The 14938-nt window shown below is 67.9% G+C and carries 13 protein-coding genes; 11 read left to right on the top strand and 2 right to left on the bottom strand.

The window, feature by feature from the left end; all coding sequences use genetic code 11:
- The 7 genes from KBI5_RS10235 to KBI5_RS10205 all read left to right on the top strand — a co-directional run.
- Nucleotides 1-818, top strand: an 818-nt coding sequence (locus KBI5_RS10235) for a class I SAM-dependent methyltransferase (RefSeq protein WP_085015102.1), incomplete at its 5' end; no start/stop codon positions are given.
- 51 nt (nt 819-869) lie between these two features.
- A complete protein-coding gene (locus KBI5_RS10230; RefSeq protein ID WP_023840918.1) occupies nt 870-1961 on the top strand; it encodes a glycosyltransferase family A protein in 1092 nt (363 codons plus the stop codon).
- A 186-nt stretch (nt 1962-2147) separates the two neighbouring features.
- Nucleotides 2148-2915 (top strand): Wzz/FepE/Etk N-terminal domain-containing protein, encoded by a 768-nt coding sequence (locus tag KBI5_RS10225; protein ID WP_011436007.1) that lies wholly within the window; start codon nt 2148-2150, stop codon nt 2913-2915.
- Nucleotides 2916-2949: 34 nt separating this feature from the next.
- Nucleotides 2950-4419: an O-antigen ligase family protein gene (locus KBI5_RS10220; protein WP_011436008.1), complete on the top strand. Its 1470-nt coding sequence runs from the start codon at nt 2950-2952 to the stop codon at nt 4417-4419.
- Nucleotides 4420-4526: 107 nt separating this feature from the next.
- Nucleotides 4527-6020 carry a lipopolysaccharide biosynthesis protein gene (locus KBI5_RS10215; protein ID WP_011436009.1) on the top strand — a complete coding sequence of 498 codons (1494 nt, stop codon included), beginning with the start codon at nt 4527-4529 and terminating at the stop codon, nt 6018-6020.
- Between the two features lie 34 nt (nt 6021-6054).
- Nucleotides 6055-7245 (top strand): glycosyltransferase, encoded by a 1191-nt coding sequence (locus tag KBI5_RS10210; protein ID WP_011436010.1) that lies wholly within the window; start codon nt 6055-6057, stop codon nt 7243-7245.
- 94 nt (nt 7246-7339) lie between these two features.
- Complete coding sequence (locus KBI5_RS10205; RefSeq protein ID WP_011436011.1) at nt 7340-8299, top strand: right-handed parallel beta-helix repeat-containing protein; 960 nt, start codon at nt 7340-7342, stop codon at nt 8297-8299.
- A gap of 43 nt (nt 8300-8342) precedes the next feature.
- Here KBI5_RS10205 and KBI5_RS10200 read toward each other — a convergent pair whose 3' ends face one another.
- Nucleotides 8343-9302 carry a glycosyltransferase gene (locus KBI5_RS10200; protein ID WP_023840916.1) on the bottom strand — a complete coding sequence of 320 codons (960 nt, stop codon included), beginning with the start codon at nt 9300-9302 and terminating at the stop codon, nt 8343-8345.
- A 756-nt stretch (nt 9303-10058) separates the two neighbouring features.
- On the opposite strand from KBI5_RS10200, the gene KBI5_RS27315 reads away from it, so the two are divergent.
- The 3 genes from KBI5_RS27315 to KBI5_RS10185 all read left to right on the top strand — a co-directional run bounded on the left by KBI5_RS27315 (nt 10059) and on the right by KBI5_RS10185 (nt 12509).
- Nucleotides 10059-10577 carry a glycosyltransferase family 4 protein gene (locus KBI5_RS27315; protein WP_206745251.1) on the top strand — a complete coding sequence of 173 codons (519 nt, stop codon included), beginning with the start codon at nt 10059-10061 and terminating at the stop codon, nt 10575-10577.
- A 248-nt stretch (nt 10578-10825) separates the two neighbouring features.
- On the top strand, nt 10826-11323 hold the full coding sequence (locus tag KBI5_RS10190) for a YdcF family protein (RefSeq protein ID WP_157493285.1): 498 nt from the start codon (nt 10826-10828) through the stop codon (nt 11321-11323).
- Between the two features lie 244 nt (nt 11324-11567).
- Nucleotides 11568-12509: a glycosyltransferase family 2 protein gene (locus KBI5_RS10185; protein ID WP_085015101.1), complete on the top strand. Its 942-nt coding sequence runs from the start codon at nt 11568-11570 to the stop codon at nt 12507-12509.
- Here KBI5_RS10185 and KBI5_RS10180 read toward each other — a convergent pair.
- The gene (locus tag KBI5_RS10180; RefSeq protein WP_241882796.1) at nt 12506-14038 is read right to left on the bottom strand and encodes a sugar transferase; all 1533 of its coding nucleotides are present in this window, start codon (nt 14036-14038) and stop codon (nt 12506-12508) included. The two genes, KBI5_RS10185 and KBI5_RS10180, sit on opposite strands and share 4 nt — an antisense overlap.
- A 513-nt stretch (nt 14039-14551) precedes the next feature.
- Between KBI5_RS10180 and KBI5_RS10175 the strand changes: the two genes are divergently transcribed.
- The coding region (locus KBI5_RS10175; protein WP_133056998.1) for a glycosyltransferase family 2 protein at nt 14552-14938 on the top strand (387 nt) is incomplete at its 3' end.

The raw sequence follows: 14938 nt of genomic DNA, 5'->3' as shown, positions 1-14938 counted from the left end.
CCTACATCGGCCCCGAACGTGCCGACGACGCCGCGGTGACCTTTGTGGTCGACCTGTACGGTTCGCGCTATTCCCATCTCCCGGCGGATCTTGTCGTCTGCCGGCACGTCCTCGAGCACGTGTCCGATCCACTGGGCTTTCTGACCGATATCCGCAATGCGCTGGGCGGCCGGGACGCGTCGCTGTATCTCGAGGTGCCCAACGGCGGCTTCGTCCTCGGCGAGGCGGGGGTGTGGGACTTCATCTACCCGCACGTGTCGTACTTCTCGCCGGCTGGACTTCGGCGGGTGGTGAGCGCGGCCGGGTTCACCATCACCGACGCCGGAACATCCTACGGTGACCAGTTCCTCTGGATCGAGGCCAAGACGGCGCCGACGACCCGTCCGTCCGGTCGGATCGGACCGGCCGCCGGCGAGGACGTGGTGGCGACGGACCGCTTCGTGGTCCAGGCCAGAAAGTTCGGTGACGTCTACCGGGAGGTTGTCGGGCGCTGGTCCGCGCATCTCGCCGACCTGGCGACGGACGCCGATTCCGCCTGGGACGCGCCGCGTGCGCTGGTCTGGGGCGCGGGGTCCAAGGGGGTGGCATTCCTCAACGTGTTGGACGTCGGTTCCGCCGTGCGGGGAGTCGTCGACCTCAACCCGCGGAAGAGGGGCCTGTTCGTGCCCGGCACCGGGCATCCGGTGTTGGCACCCGAGGACCTGTCGGTGGAGCGGGTGGGGCGCGTTTTTCTTCCGAATCCGCTGTATCTGGACGAGGTGCGCGGCCGGTTGGCGGAACTGGGTGTGCCCGCGGAGGTCGTGCCACTTAGCAGCTGACAATCTCGTCAGCAGAGGTTCGGCTCCGGTCGGACGGAGGGACGATGGAGAATGGCCATACCTATCGACAGCGGCACCCAGGACGAGGCCCGACCCAAGGGACCTGATCGCCAGGCGGGGCGTGGTGTCGTGGGGCGTGATGTTGTGGGGTGTGATGTTGTGGACCGTGGTGTTGTGGGGCCCGGTGTCCCGTCACCCCACCCGGACGCCCGGCCGCTCGTGACGGTGGGACTACCCGTCTTCAACGGGGAGAACTTCCTGGCTCGGGCGCTGGAGTCGATCGTCGTGCAGGACTACCCGAATCTTCAGATCGTCGTCGCCGACAACGGCAGCACCGACCGAACCGAGCAGATCTGCCGGGAATTCGTCCGCCGGGATCCGCGGATCGAGTACCACCGGAGTCCGGTGAACCGCGGCGCGGCCTGGAACTACAACCGGATCGTCCACCTCGCCGCGGGAACCTACTTCAAGTGGGCCGCCCATGACGACCTCTGCGCCCCCGCGTTCGTCAGCCGGTGCGTCGAGGCCCTGACTGCCGCGTCGTCCGCCGCCGTCCTGGCCTACCCCAAAACGGCGCTCATCGACCTGAACGATACGGTGACCGGTGGCTTCGAGGATGGGATGAACCTGTGTGAGCCGACGCCGCACGAGCGTCTGCGACACTTCCTGTCGACCCGTACGGAATACCATCCGGTATTCGGCGTCATACGGGCAGAAGCGCTCCTGAAGACGGATCTCATCGGAAAGTACGTCGGTTCAGACGTGGTTCTCCTGGCGCAGCTCGCCCTGGGCGGCCAGTTTGTCGAGGTGCCCGAACGCCTGTTTCTCAGGCGTTTCCACGAGAATACTTCTATGAATGCCAACCCAGATGCCGCGGAACGCGCTCTGTGGTTTGACCCGCACCGGCGGGCGCCGTCGCTGCCGATGGTGGAGAAGACCATCAGGATGGTTCACGTGATCCTGTCCCACGACCGGCTCGACCGGGCCGAGCGGGCTCGCTGCCTGGCGGTTCTGGGGCGGCAGTGGGCATTGCCCCATGCTCGGCACATGGGTGGCGAGGTACGCGCGGCATTCGGGACCCGAATCGGGACCCGAATCGGGACACGAATCGCCGCGAAGTTCCCCTCCCAGCGGTCCAGGTAGCGCGGCGACACGCGGGTCGGCCTGCATATCGGCGCGGCGCAGGGCGACTACATTGAATCGGTCCAGGCTGATGATGGGATCGGTTCAGGTGCATGAATCCTTGGAGCCCCGAATGACAGAACCTTCCGGTCATGGTGCGGACCAGGCCTCGCCGTCGGCGTCGTCGGCTTACCGGGGGAGTCCGACATGGACATCGTGACGGTCTCCAGAACGGCGTTCCGCCGATGGTATGTCATGCTTCCGATCCTGCTCGCCACGGCGGCCGCAATCGGGATTACGATGTCTGTCGCCAAGCCCGTCTACCAGACGAAGGCCATGGTCCTCGTGGTCGGCCCGTCGGTGGAGCAGAAGCTCGCCGCATCCTCCTCCGGTTCCGGGTTTATCCTGCAGCCCGTCAACCCGCTTTCCTACTTCGGCGATTCGCTCAAGTCGCTGGCTCTCACGGAGTCGAAGATCATGGACTCTCGCCAGGTACGGGAGGAGATCCGTTCGGCTGGATTCCATGGTGACTACGAGATCTCGGTGCAACCGGAGACGGTATTCCTCGACATAACGGCCACGGCCGCCGATCCCACCGAGGCCACTCGCACCCTGGATCAGGTGGTACGTGTGATCACCGCGAAGTCGAACGGCCTGCAGTCTGCTGTGCCGCCGGACCAGCGTTACCGGATAGCGCCGCTGTCCGAGCCGCCGCTGATGAGCGTGCGGCCCGCCCGCAGCCTCAAGCTGCTTGGCACCGTCGCGTTCCTCGGCGTAGCGGCGGCGCTGGGGCTGGCGCTTGCCGTCGACGCCGAGGTCGGGCGCCGGGCCCGGTCACGGTCACGGGCGGAGCATTACGGTGCCGCCCGGGCAGGCGCCAGCCGCGGCCGGGGTCGGCGCGGACGGCACGCACTGCCCGAAGATTCCATGGCGGGCACTCGACGGGTCGCCTGGCGGTTCGAGGCGAATCGGTGAGAGGCGAACCGGTGATCAGCGGGCTGGTGGCCGGATGACCGCCGGCTCTCTCGTCGGCCGGGCGGCGCCGGGGGTCGGGCCGTTCGGTACCGGCCAGGCACCCGGCGTCGCCGGGCCGGTGCTCGCCGCGGTCGCGTTCGGATCCGCCACCGTAGCGGCGGCGATGGTGCTCGGGCCGGTCGGGCCGGCCGTGGTGCTGGCCGTCCCGGCCGTGGCGGTACCCCTGCTGGCGAGTCGGCGGGACGCGGTGACGCTGCTGACATCGATGGTCTTCGTTCTCTTTGCCGTGCCGGCGACCTACCGGCTCCCCCCGCTGGGGAAGCTGACCGTGCCCGTCGGCCTCTGCTGTCTTGCCGGCTGGCTGGTTCACCAGGCCGCACGACGTGCCCGCTTCGACCCGGTGTTCCAGCCGGTGCGGGCCGCGACGCTGGTACTCGTATGGGTTCTCACGCTCAGTTTCGCGATGATGTTCACCCGCGTGGTGGAGGCGACAGAGGTCAGCTCCGCTCATCGCAGTCTCGTGACGGTGGTGGCACAGGCCGGGGTGACGCTGTTGGCCGCCGATGCGATCCGGTGCCGGACCCGGCTGGACAGCCTGCTGCGCCGGGTGGTGCTGGGCGCCACCTTCATGGCCGCCATCGGCGGGATCGAGTTTCTGACCGGTCGTAACTACAGCGCCGTCCTGGTCCCCCCGGGACTGTCGCTCAGTCCGGACGTCGATCGCATTGACGTCCGGTCCGGCTTCGAGCGGGTCGCCGCGACGGCCGTGCATCCGATCGAGTTCGGGGTTGTCCTGGCCGTGGTGTTGCCGTTGGCCCTGCACTACGCCATTGCCGCCCGCGGGTGGGCGCGGGTCGGTGCCTGGGCCCAGGTCGCCGTCATCGGGGCCGTCCTGCCGATGAGCGTCTCGCGAAGCACCGCCGTGAGCCTCGCCGTGGCGATCCTGACCCTGACGGCGATCTGGCCGGTTCGCCGCCGCCTCAACGGCCTGCTGGCGCTGGCCGGGTCCGTCCTCGTCCTGCACACGGTGTTTCCCGGTCTGATCGAGGCGACCGTCTCGCTGTTCCTGCGGGCCGACGCGGACCCCAGCGTGACCGGCCGCACCGAGGACTATGCCCCGGTCTGGAAGTTGTTCACGCAAAGGCCGCTCCTCGGCCGTGGGCTGGGCACGTTCACCCCCCACCAGTACTTCTACCTTGACAATCAGCTACTCGGCTCGGTGCTGGAGACCGGAGTCGTCGGGACAACCGTGCTGCTGGTCTGGGTCGCCGTCGGTCTCTCGGTGGCCCGTGGGGCGCGGCGGTGGGCCCGGGAACAGCGTGACCGGGAGCTCGGCCAGGCGTTGACGGCCTCGATCCTCGCCGGGGTCGCCAGTTTCCTCACCTTCGACGCCCTGAGCTTCGCGTTGCTCGCCGGCCTGCTGTTCCTGCTCATCGGCTGCGCCGGAGCACTCTGGCGGATGACCGCCGCACCGGCGGTCCTGGCCCCCGGGGGGCAGCGGTGACCCAGCCGGCCGTGACCCAGCCGGCCGTGACCCGGTCGGCCGCCCCGTCGGGGGCGAGGGAGACCGTGGCGGAACCGTCGCCGCCCCGTCGGGCGCCGCGCGGTTCGATGGCCAGCGGCGCCCGGTGGATGTCGGTGAACCAGGTTGTCGTGCAGGTCACCCGCCTGCTGGTCCAGGTCGTCCTGGCGCACCTGCTCGAACCGCGGGCGTTCGGTCTCATGACGATGGCGCTGGTCATCGTGATGTTCCTCGAAATTCTGCGGGGTTTCGGGACCGGCATGGCGGTCGTCCAACGAGACAAGATCAGCGAGCGGCTGCTCAGCAGCGTCTTTTTCCTCAATATCGGGCTTGGTCTGGTCATCTCGGGCCTGCTGGCGTTGCTGGCGCCCGGCCTGGCCAGCCTGTACGGCGACTCGGCGCTGACGCCCGTGCTCCAGGTCCTGGGCCTCGGCCTGCTGCTCGCCAGCCTCGGTGACCTGCAACAGTGGCTGCTCCGCCGGGAGATGAAGTTCGGTGCCGTCGCCGCGGCGAACATCATCGGGACGGCGGCCAACGCGGCCTGCTCGATCGTGCTCGCTCTGCTGGGCTACCAGGTGTGGTCACTGGTCATCGGCTATCTGGTCGGATTCGGGGTCACCACCCTCGTCGCGTGGCTRCAGTCGCCGTGGCGTCCCAGGGCCTCGTTCAGCCCCGCCGAGGTCAGGTCCGTGYTGCGTTTCAGCGCCAACCTGAGCGGGTTCAGCGTCTTCAACTTCTTTCTGCTGCACGGCGACAAGGTGATTGTCGGGCATTTCCTCGGAGCCCAGCAGTTGGGCTACTATGGCCTGGCGCAGCGGGTGCTCATGTATCCGGTGAGCACTGTTTCCACGGCGTTTCAGGAAGTCATGTTCGCCGGTCTTTCCCGGCTCCAGAACGATCACTCCGCGATCCGCCGGGTCTATTTCCGGTCATGCGCGGTCGCCGCTCTGGTCTGTTTTCCGGTCATGGCTGGACTCACTGTCGTCGCGCGCGACGTCGTCCTGGTCGTGCTCGGCGCGCGCTGGGAACGGCTGGTGCCGCTCATCTGGCTGCTCGCCCCGATCGGCGGCATCCAGTCGGTGAGTTTCAGCGTCGGAGTCCTCTACAACGTGAAGGGAAGAACCGACCTGCTGCTGCGCTGGGGAATCTTCTCCGGCCTGCTGATGCTCGGCAGCTACTTCGCCGGCCTGCCGTGGGGAATCAACGGGGTCGCGGCGGCGTACGCCATCGTGATCGTCCTCCTGCTGCCGCCCGGCTTCGCGATTCCCTTCAGCCTGGTGGACGCGAAGCCGCGCGAGCTGGTCACCGCGGTCTGGCCRCACGTCGTGGCGACCGCGGGGACCGTCGCCGTGATGGCCGCCGTCCAGTGGCTCACCCACGGGTTCCGGCTCGCCCGCCCGGTGTGCCTGTTGGCGAGCGTGCTGGCTGGTGCCGCGACCTACGTCGTGATCACGTGGAGGCAACGTCCACCCGCGTTGGCGGACCTACTGCAGTGCGTCCGGCGCGCGAGCGCCGGCTCGGGGCAGCCTGCTTCGGCGTCGTCGCGCAGAGACGGCGCGCTGGGCCCGACGGCTCACGGGTGAACCCGATGGCTCAACGGTGAAGGAGTTCACTCTTATGAAAGACGCCCCCACGGCGGATCAGCGGGACGTGGTGCTGGCCCTGCCGATCGAGACGCTCCAGGACATGGCGATCAGGGCGTACATGCGTCCTCCCGATCGTCTCCTGCTAACCCTGCTGCGATCGCCCCGGGTCCGGCGCGTGGTGGTGGCCGAGCCGTTCCGGAGCCATCTCGGTACGGTGCTGCGGGGCGGCCGGAGCACCGTCCTGCCACCGTCCGGTGGCGTTGAGGGGCATCTGGTGTCGCCGCAGCGGTGGCGCCGCAAGGACCCGGTGACGCTGCCGTCGCTGCGGGCGGCCTATCGGCGGTATGACAGGAGGCTCGGCCGGGCCGCGGCCCGAGCCGGCTGTAAACGACCCGTCGTGATCACCATGTATCCGCCGCTGGCGGGCTTTGCCGACATGTCCTGGGCCGGCTCGGTCATGTACTACGCCCGGGACGACTGGGCGACCTACCCACCGCTACGGCGGTGGCATCCGGCCTTCCGGCATGCCTACGAGGAGATCCGGCGCCGGCGGCTGCCGGTCATCGCGGTGTCCAGGCCGCTGCTGGAACGCCTCCATCCCACCGGTGCCGGGCTGGTCGTGCACAACGGTGTCGATCCGGCCGAGTGGCTGCGCCCGCCGTCCCCGCCGGACTGGCTCCGGCGCCTCCCGCGGCCGTGGTGCGTGTATGCGGGCACCGTCGACACTCGCCTCGATCTGGACATGATTCGCCGCCTGGCGTCGGCCGGCACCGTGATTCTGGCCGGCCCCATCCCGGACGAGGCCTCCGTCCGGTCGCTGCGGTTGCTGCGGTCGGTGCGGTTGCCTGGGCATCTGCCCCGGCCGGCCGTGACCGGTCTGATCGCCGCGGCCGACGTGTGCCTGCTCACCCACCGGAGCACTCCGTTGACCGAGGCCATGGACCCCATCAAGATCTACGAATATCTGGCGGCCGGGCGTCCCGTCCTCGCCACGGACCTCGCCCCGGTTCGGGGCATCGGGCGGCGGGTCCGGCTGCTGCGCCCGGGGGACGATCCGGTGGCGGCGATGAACGAGGTCCTGATCTGGCCGGCCGTCACGGAGGCTGACCGGCTGGATTTCGTCGCGGACAACAGCTGGTCCGCTCGGCACGTCGCCTTCCTGGACTTCGTCCTTGGCCCGGCCGCGCCGGCCGAATCCCGTCTTCTGGCGGTGCAGGCGTAGACCGGCTGGCGGTCCTCGCTCGGGTCTGCGGACCCGCGAAAAGAGCCGGTATGGCGCGGCCTCCGGCTCAGTGGGATATCCCTGGAAGGATTCGATGGCTCGCGCTGAGTTGACCAATCGACGCCGGTATGTCCTGATTGGATCCGTGGCGATGCTTGCGGTGCTGGTGGCGGGCGGTGGGCTGCTGGTCGCCCTTCGCTCGAGAGGCGGGCCCGCGCGGACGGCGGGCGCACCGGCCCCCGCCACTGTCCCGGCCGGGGTTTCACCGGATGGCGCTGCCGCGACCCGCGGCCTACCAGGGGACGACCAGGCCGCGGCCCGAGGATGCGACCGCAAGCCGGACGCCTCGAACACCGGCCCCGCGCCCGGATCCCGGTTCCAGCCGATGCCCGCCGGGAAACTGGCCACTCCCGGACAGGTACTGGAGAACAAGGAGTTCTCTGGACTCATCGACATCTACGCCGACAACGTGACGATAAGAAACTCGATCGTCCACGATGGCATCCGCGTGCGCGGAAGCCACGTGCTGATCGATCACGTGGCGACAAGTGGGATTGCGATCAGCGGTGGCACCGGTCACGTCATCCAGTACAGCAATCTTTCCGGTGGCGACGACGGCTTCCACATCTCGTCCACGCTCGAACCGGTTTCCGGCGTCATCATCCGCCATAACTACGTCCACGACCGAAGGCCGCCGAAAGGGGCCCACACCGACGGCATCCAGGTCCGCGGCGTCCGGAAACTGAGTGTGGTGTGCAACAACATCGACCTCTCCCCGTACGACAAGACCCAGACAGCCGTCGTCTTTCTGGAGTGGGCGAACGGAGGCAACCGTGACGTGGTCGTCGACCACAATTGGTTGAACGCCGGCGGAACGACGCTCGTGGTCGCCGCCAAGAATCTCCGCGTGACGGACAACCGTTTCGGCCGCGGCTTCCGCTGGAATGTCTGCCGGCTGGGCAACGACGATGCCGGTAGGAGCACTTTCTTCAGTGCCGGGAATGTCTGGGCGGACAACGGCCGGCCGGTGGTCCTGTGTGGCCAGACCCGATGACCTGTGTGGCCGGACCCGATGTGTGGCCGGACCCGAAGTAAGGTCAGGGACACGACGTCGACGTTGACGGTGCCGGGCTGCCTCCGCGGCTGCTGCCGTCACGCTCCCACGTGCCGAGGTCCCCGCGACGCACCTTCCGGCGGGCGAGCACCTTCGCCACGGTGGAGACCGCGAGGTACGCCGGCGCCGCGCCGAGCAGGCGGGGCTCGGCGCGGACCACCCTGAGCCAGTCCACGGACCCGCCGACGATGCCACGACCATCCTTCGTGGAACCGCCCGCGGGCGCCAGCCCGAGGGCGCGCAGTTGGGCGTTGCCGGCGAAAACCCGGCTCTTTTGTCGAACGAGGTCGCGTGCGGTCCGGGCCGGATGTACGACGAAACAGGTGCCGTCGACCGTGGATCGCTCATCCGGTGCGAACCGGTGATAGAGGAAGAAGTCATCCGCGATTGCGTCCGGGAAACGATCGAAACAGGCCCGGCCCTGCTCGCTCACTCCGATGACCCCACCGATTCGGCCGTTGCGCACATAGGGCAGCCGCAGCCAGATGCGGTAGTAGTCGCGTACTACACGGCTCGTGCCGGCAAGACGGATTGTCAGGTGCGGTGATGCGGCCAGTGCCGGGCCGGTCCGCAGCACGTCGGCCACCTGTAGCAGGTCGGCGCCGGACACCTCCAGGTCGGCGTCCACATAGAATCGCGGGAAGGTGGTGACCTCGGCGTCGCCAAGGTTCAGCGCGGCCGCCTTGCCGGCCTTCGCGGTCTCCACGCAGCGGACACCTCGGTCGCGGACCCGACGGGCGGTCTCGTCGGAGCAGCCGTTGGCGACCACGACGATCTCCAGGTCCTCGGGGGCGGCGCCGTCGGCGAGCCGGTCAAGGCAGCGGCCGATCACGGCCGCCTCGTTATAGGCCGGAATGACGACGCTTGCGCGCGCATGCTTATAGTGCGCCGGGGTGGCGGGGGTTTTTCCGCTCACCCGGTCGGCGCGATCTGACTGTTGCATGACAAAATCCACGGTCTGATCACCCCAGGCCGGCGCCGGCCCGCGCGACGCAGTCGTATTCAGGTAGGCGGGCGGCACACACGGTAGACCATCGTGACCGGACCGGGCGCGTGCGTGGGGACCCGACGACACTTCCCGTGGTGACGCCCGGCGCTGGCGATGAGAACTCTCGTGAACTACCAGAACTTAGGTGGACTAATGGTCGAATGTAATCTTGCGCTTCACTACAGCGGCGGCCTTGACGCGAACAAGTGGCGCGAGCGTCACGGTCGCGGCGAGGTTCCGGACGCTCTTCCGTATGGGTTCGATCGGTTGGCGCGCTATTCAGTGAAAGTCTCTCCGGTTAGCTTGCGGGTATCCCGGGACGCGTTCTTCGTTCGTGGTCCGCGTATTTTCGGCGGCTATGAGTGGGTGGAGACCGCGGCCTCCCGCCGAACGGTCGGTGGCTCGGACGTCGTCTTGTGCTGGGACGAGCGGGTCGGGGTCCCGGCGGCGCTGATGGCGGGAACGCGAAACCATCCCCCCGTCGTGACCGGCGTGATCTGGCTGGCCGATGTCGCCGGTCGACGGCCCGGCTCGCTGAAGATCGCCCGTTGTGCCCTGCGAAGGTCCAGCCGGATATTTACGCTTTCCACCGCCCAGATTCCGCCGCTCCGAACGCAGCTGGGCATTCCTGAAGGACGTTTCTCGCACGTCCTGTTCGGGGTCGACTCCACATTTTTCCGGACCTCTGTCAACCCTCCGAAGAAAGGGCTCGTGGTGAGTGTCGGAAATGATCGGCACCGCGACTTCGAAACGTTGATCCGCGGCCTGTCCCAGGGGTGGAGCAGGCTGGCGGAGCTGAGGCTGGCGGAGCTGAGACTCGAGCTGGTGACAGCCCGAAACGTGGCCGTGCCACCGTGGCTCGGCCGGCGTCGGAACCGTCTTACTCTTCCCGAGGTGAGCGATCTGTACAGGGCCGCGTCGATGGTGGTCGTCTGCCTCCGGCCCAATCTTCACGTGAGCGGCGTAACCGTCGTGCTGGAGGCGATGGCCAGTGGTCGTCCCGTCGTGGTGACCGATACCCCCGGCATCCGGGACTACGTCGATCACGGCCGTACCGGGATTCTCGTTCCGCCCTACGACACCGATGCGCTCGCTGAAGCGGTCGTGCATCTGGTGCTCGACCCGGACCGGGCGGCCGCGCTCGGTGCGGCCGCCCGCCTGGACGTCGAGCATCGCCTGAACACGGAAGCTCAGGCCCGCCGGTTCGCGACTTTGTTGAGAGAGCTCTAGCCCAGCCCGGAAAACGGAGAATCCGTGGTCAGGAGAAATACCGACAGATGGGCGTTCGGGACCGGCCGGGGTCCTCGGGCACCGACGGTTTCCTCGGTCGTGGTCGGACACCGGCATGTTTGAATGACGGTGTGGTTTCCGCTGCGTCGTCACCGCCGGCCGGTGAGCGGGGGTCATCCGGTCCCCCGCCGGGGGCGGGCCGGGCTGCGCGCCACCGGCGGGGACGAGCGGGGCGACGCCGGCTCATCGTGATGCTGTTCGCGGTGTTCCTGGCAGGTTTCACCGCGCTTACCCTTCGGCTGTTCGTATTCCCCGCCGCCGACGTGCCCGTCCAGGCGGACGCCATCGTCATGTTGGCGGGTCCGGGGGACAGAACCGGCAAGGCGATCGAGTTGGCCCGTACCGGTTACGCTCCCGTCCTCGTGATGTCCACCCCAGGGACGCGGGGGTGCTCGGCCCACGAGGCACCGAAGGCGGAGGTGATCTGCTTTTCTCCGCACCCGGTGACTACGCGGGGCGAGGCGCGGGCAGCCGCTGAGCTCGCCGCCCGACATGGCTGGACCAGGATCCTCTTCGTCACCGGCCGCGCGCAGGACACCCGCGCCCGCATCCGCATCAGCCGCTGCTTCCACGGTGATCTGCGGGTCACTGTGGTCGGTCCGCGTCGCCTCCGGGAATGGCCTTATGCGATCGCCTACGAGTGGGGCGCCCTCGCCAAGGCGCTGATCTGGCAGCGAAGCTGCTGACCCCGAGGAGCAGACCAGGAGACCGGGTGGGAATACTGGCCCACGTTGCGAGGATCCGGAATACGCCAGAAACGCCCGCCGGCCTGCGGTCGGATAACCAACCGAACGACAACCCGTCGTCTAGGGTGAGGCAGGAACTGGCGGCCGGGGCCAGCCGGCACGATTCGCGTTACGGCCGATGGCCGGACCACCACTGCCGACACAGATTACCTGGGTCACAGATTACCTGGGTCTGGAGAGGGAAATGGGCGTCGACGTCTCGATCCTGATCGTCTCGTACAACACCGGCGCGATGACGGCGGCATGCCTGGAGTCCTGTGCGGCCACGTCCGACGGCCTCGCGACCGAGATGATCGTCCTGGATAACGCCTCCACGGACGACTCCGTCTCGATCATCCGTGATCGGTTTCCCAGCGTGAACCTGATCGAGCAGAGGACGAACCTCGGCTTCGGTCGGGCGGTCAACCTCGCGGCTTCCCAGGCGAAGGGGGAGTACCTGCTCCTCCTCAACCCCGACACGGTGGTGCTCCCCGGCGCGGTCGCGAACCTGCTGGACTTTGCGCGGGCCAACCCTAGGCACGGCATCTACGGCGGTCGCACCCTCGGTCCAGACCACACCGTCGACCCCAGGTCGTGCTGGGCTGTTCCGACCGTCTGGAGCCATGTGTGCTTCGGCCTCGGACTGTCCACCGCCTTCCGGCGTTCGGCCCTGTTCGATCCCGAATCGATGGGACCGTGGCCTCGCGACACGGTTCGGACCGTGGGGGTGGTGACGGGCTGCCTGCTGCTCATCCCACGCGCGCTGTTCGAGCAGCTCGGTGGCTTCGACTCCCGTTTCTTCATGTACGGCGAGGACGTCGACCTGTCGATCCGGGCCCGCCGGGCCGGCCTGGATCCCGTGATCACACCCGCCGCGGTCGTGGTTCACCATGGCGGTGCGTCCTCCGCCGGATGGGCGGACAAGCACGTGCTGGTGATGACGGGCAAGGTGACATTGGCGCGGACCCATTGGACCGGGTGGCGCCGGACGGTGTGTCTGGCGATGCTGGTCCTCGGGGTGGCGCTGCGGGCGGCCCTCGCCACGGTAATCGGCCGGCCGGCCGRCACCGGGAGCGGCGGCTGGCGCGTCGTATGGACCCGGCGGGCCGACTGGCGGGCCGGCTATCCGCCCCTTCCGCCAGCCTAGAATGCGCCGGACCGCCGCAGCACGGCGCTAACAGTCCGGGCGATGATGGCGAGGTCGAGCATGATCGACCAATTCTCTACGTAGTAGAGGTCGAGTCGCACCCCGTCCCGCCAGGGCAGTTCTGAACGCCCATTCACCTGCCACAGTCCGGTCAGGCCGGGCTTGACCTTGAATCGACGGTGGACGGAGTCGTGATATTGAGCGACCTCTGCCGGCAGCGGCGGCCGCGGCCCCACCAGCGACATCTCGCCGCGGAGGACGTTGACGAGTTGCGGCAGCTCGTCGATCGACAGGTGCCGTAGCGTTCGTCCGACCCGAGTGACGCGGGGGTCGTCGCGAATTTTGAAAAGTGGTCCGTCGGCCTCGTTGCGCTCCTCCAGCGCTGCCCGGCGCCGTTCGGCATCCACGTACATCGTCCGGAACTTGAGGATCTGGAACTCGCGGCCGTCCTTACCCACCCGGGTCTGGCGAAACCATGCCGGTCCGGTGCTGTCAACCTGGATGGTCAACGCGACGAGAAGCAGCAGCGGGGACAGGGTAACGAGGGCCACGGCGGCAAGGACCCGGTCGAAGATGTCTTTGGCCACCTTTCGCCAACCGGTATAGACCGGGCTCTCCACGTGTAGCAGGGGGAGACCGGCGATCGGCCGCAGGGATACCCGCGGCCCGGCGATTCCGGCCATGCTCGACGCGATGACAAGATCGACACCGGTCCCCTCGAGGTCCCAGGCGATCCGCTTGGCGGCTTCGATGTTGACCGCCACGGACGAGGCGACCACCACCGTGTCGGCCATGGCGCGGGCGACGGTGGACCGCAGCGCCGGCAGGGCGCCGAGGACGGGAAAGGGAGAATAATCGGCCGAGTAGTCGTCCTGCCGGGGTAGACATGCGCCGACGATCTCGAATCCGGCTGCGGGTTCATATCGGAGCTCGCTGACGAGTTCGGCCACCGTGCTACGGTCGCCGACGACGACGACCCGGTGGCGGGCACGGCCGGCCCGCCGAGCCGCCACCAGCCGTCGGCGGGCGAGCATCCGACCGGTAATCAGCAGCAGTAGCCCCAGCGGCAGGACCACCAGACAGAACCCGCGAGCGACTTCTGCGCGCAGGACGTAGGAGAGGATCGCCGTCGTGCCCCACAGTCGGAATGTCGCGACGCTGATCCGCCGGTATTCCTCGGTTCCGATGCCCAGATATTTCGTCTGATAGGTGTCGGCGGCGCCGAGCATGGCGATCCAGCCCAGTCCGATACCTATCGCGACGGAAAGATATGACGCCCCGTGGACGGTTGGGTTCGCATTCATGCCGAACCGGAGGAGATAGGAACAGGTAAGCGCGACCGTGATTGCCGTGGCATCGATGATGAAGATTCTGGCGGTCAGCCTGACCTTCCACTCCGGCGGCCCGGCTGCCRGCGGCTCTGGTTGCCGTTGTCGCGGAATAGCCGGGACGGTCGTGTCCCGGGGCGTGGCCGCCACCGACGAGAGCACCGCGGGGTCCTCGTCCCGCCCCCCGGTCGAGTCAGACACCTCGGGCCTTCGTCGTGCGGTGTCCCCGGCCTTGGCCATATTGGTTGTTCTCCGCTCCATCGGATGGCAGTGGGTGTTCATAGTTGCTGCTGGATTGGACCTGGAACGATCCTTCTTCCGTAGCCAGCGAAGGTGAGCCAGTCGGTGAGCAGCCCCAGCGACCCGCCGGTCGTGGCGAACGTACGCACCTCAGTGGTCGCGCGTCCAGAACCCCGTCTGGACACCTCGTCTGAACGTGTATCGCTGCCGCGACCGTGTCCCGGTGAACGCATCCGCTGGCCATGCCCCGACCGGCCGGGGAAACGGTTGAGCCGCCGGTTGCGTGCCATCCGCCGCCGGCGATGAGGAAATATCCCGACCCCCGTCGGCGACACGCCAGCATCCCGGGTTTCCAGAGCTATCAACATCCATTATCTAGAGTCACGGCGCGTGACGAGCGCGTGGTCGGAAGCTCGGCAGGACGAAATTCCACCGTGGTCCACCGACTATCCAGGTCTGTCCAGGGGGGCGTCCTTGTCTGGTTCGGGTGATTCGCCATCGGTAAGTGTGGTGATTCCGGCGCTCAACGAGGCGCGGAATCTGCGGGAAGTATTCGGCCGACTTCCGGTGGACGCCGAAATAATCCTGGTGGACGGGAACTCCACCGATGACACCGTCCGACTGGCCCGCGAGCTACGCCCCGACGTGGTCGTCGTCCGCCAGACCCGATACGGCAAGGGCAACGCCATGGCCTGCGGCTTTGCCGTGGCATCGGGGGACATCGTGGTCACGCTCGACGCCGACGGCTCGGCCGACCCGGCCGAGATACCCTCCTTCGTCGCGGCCCTCGTCCAGGGCGCCGACTTCGTCAAGGGAACCCGATTCGCCCACCGTGGCGGCAGCAACGACATTACCCTGCTG

The organism is Frankia sp. KB5, assembly GCF_002099325.1.
In the GTDB taxonomy this organism is placed as follows: Bacteria; Actinomycetota; Actinomycetes; order Frankiales; family Frankiaceae; genus Frankia; species Frankia casuarinae.
Note: the sequence above shows the minus strand (reverse complement) of the source record. Positions and strands in the feature narration are given on the sequence as shown.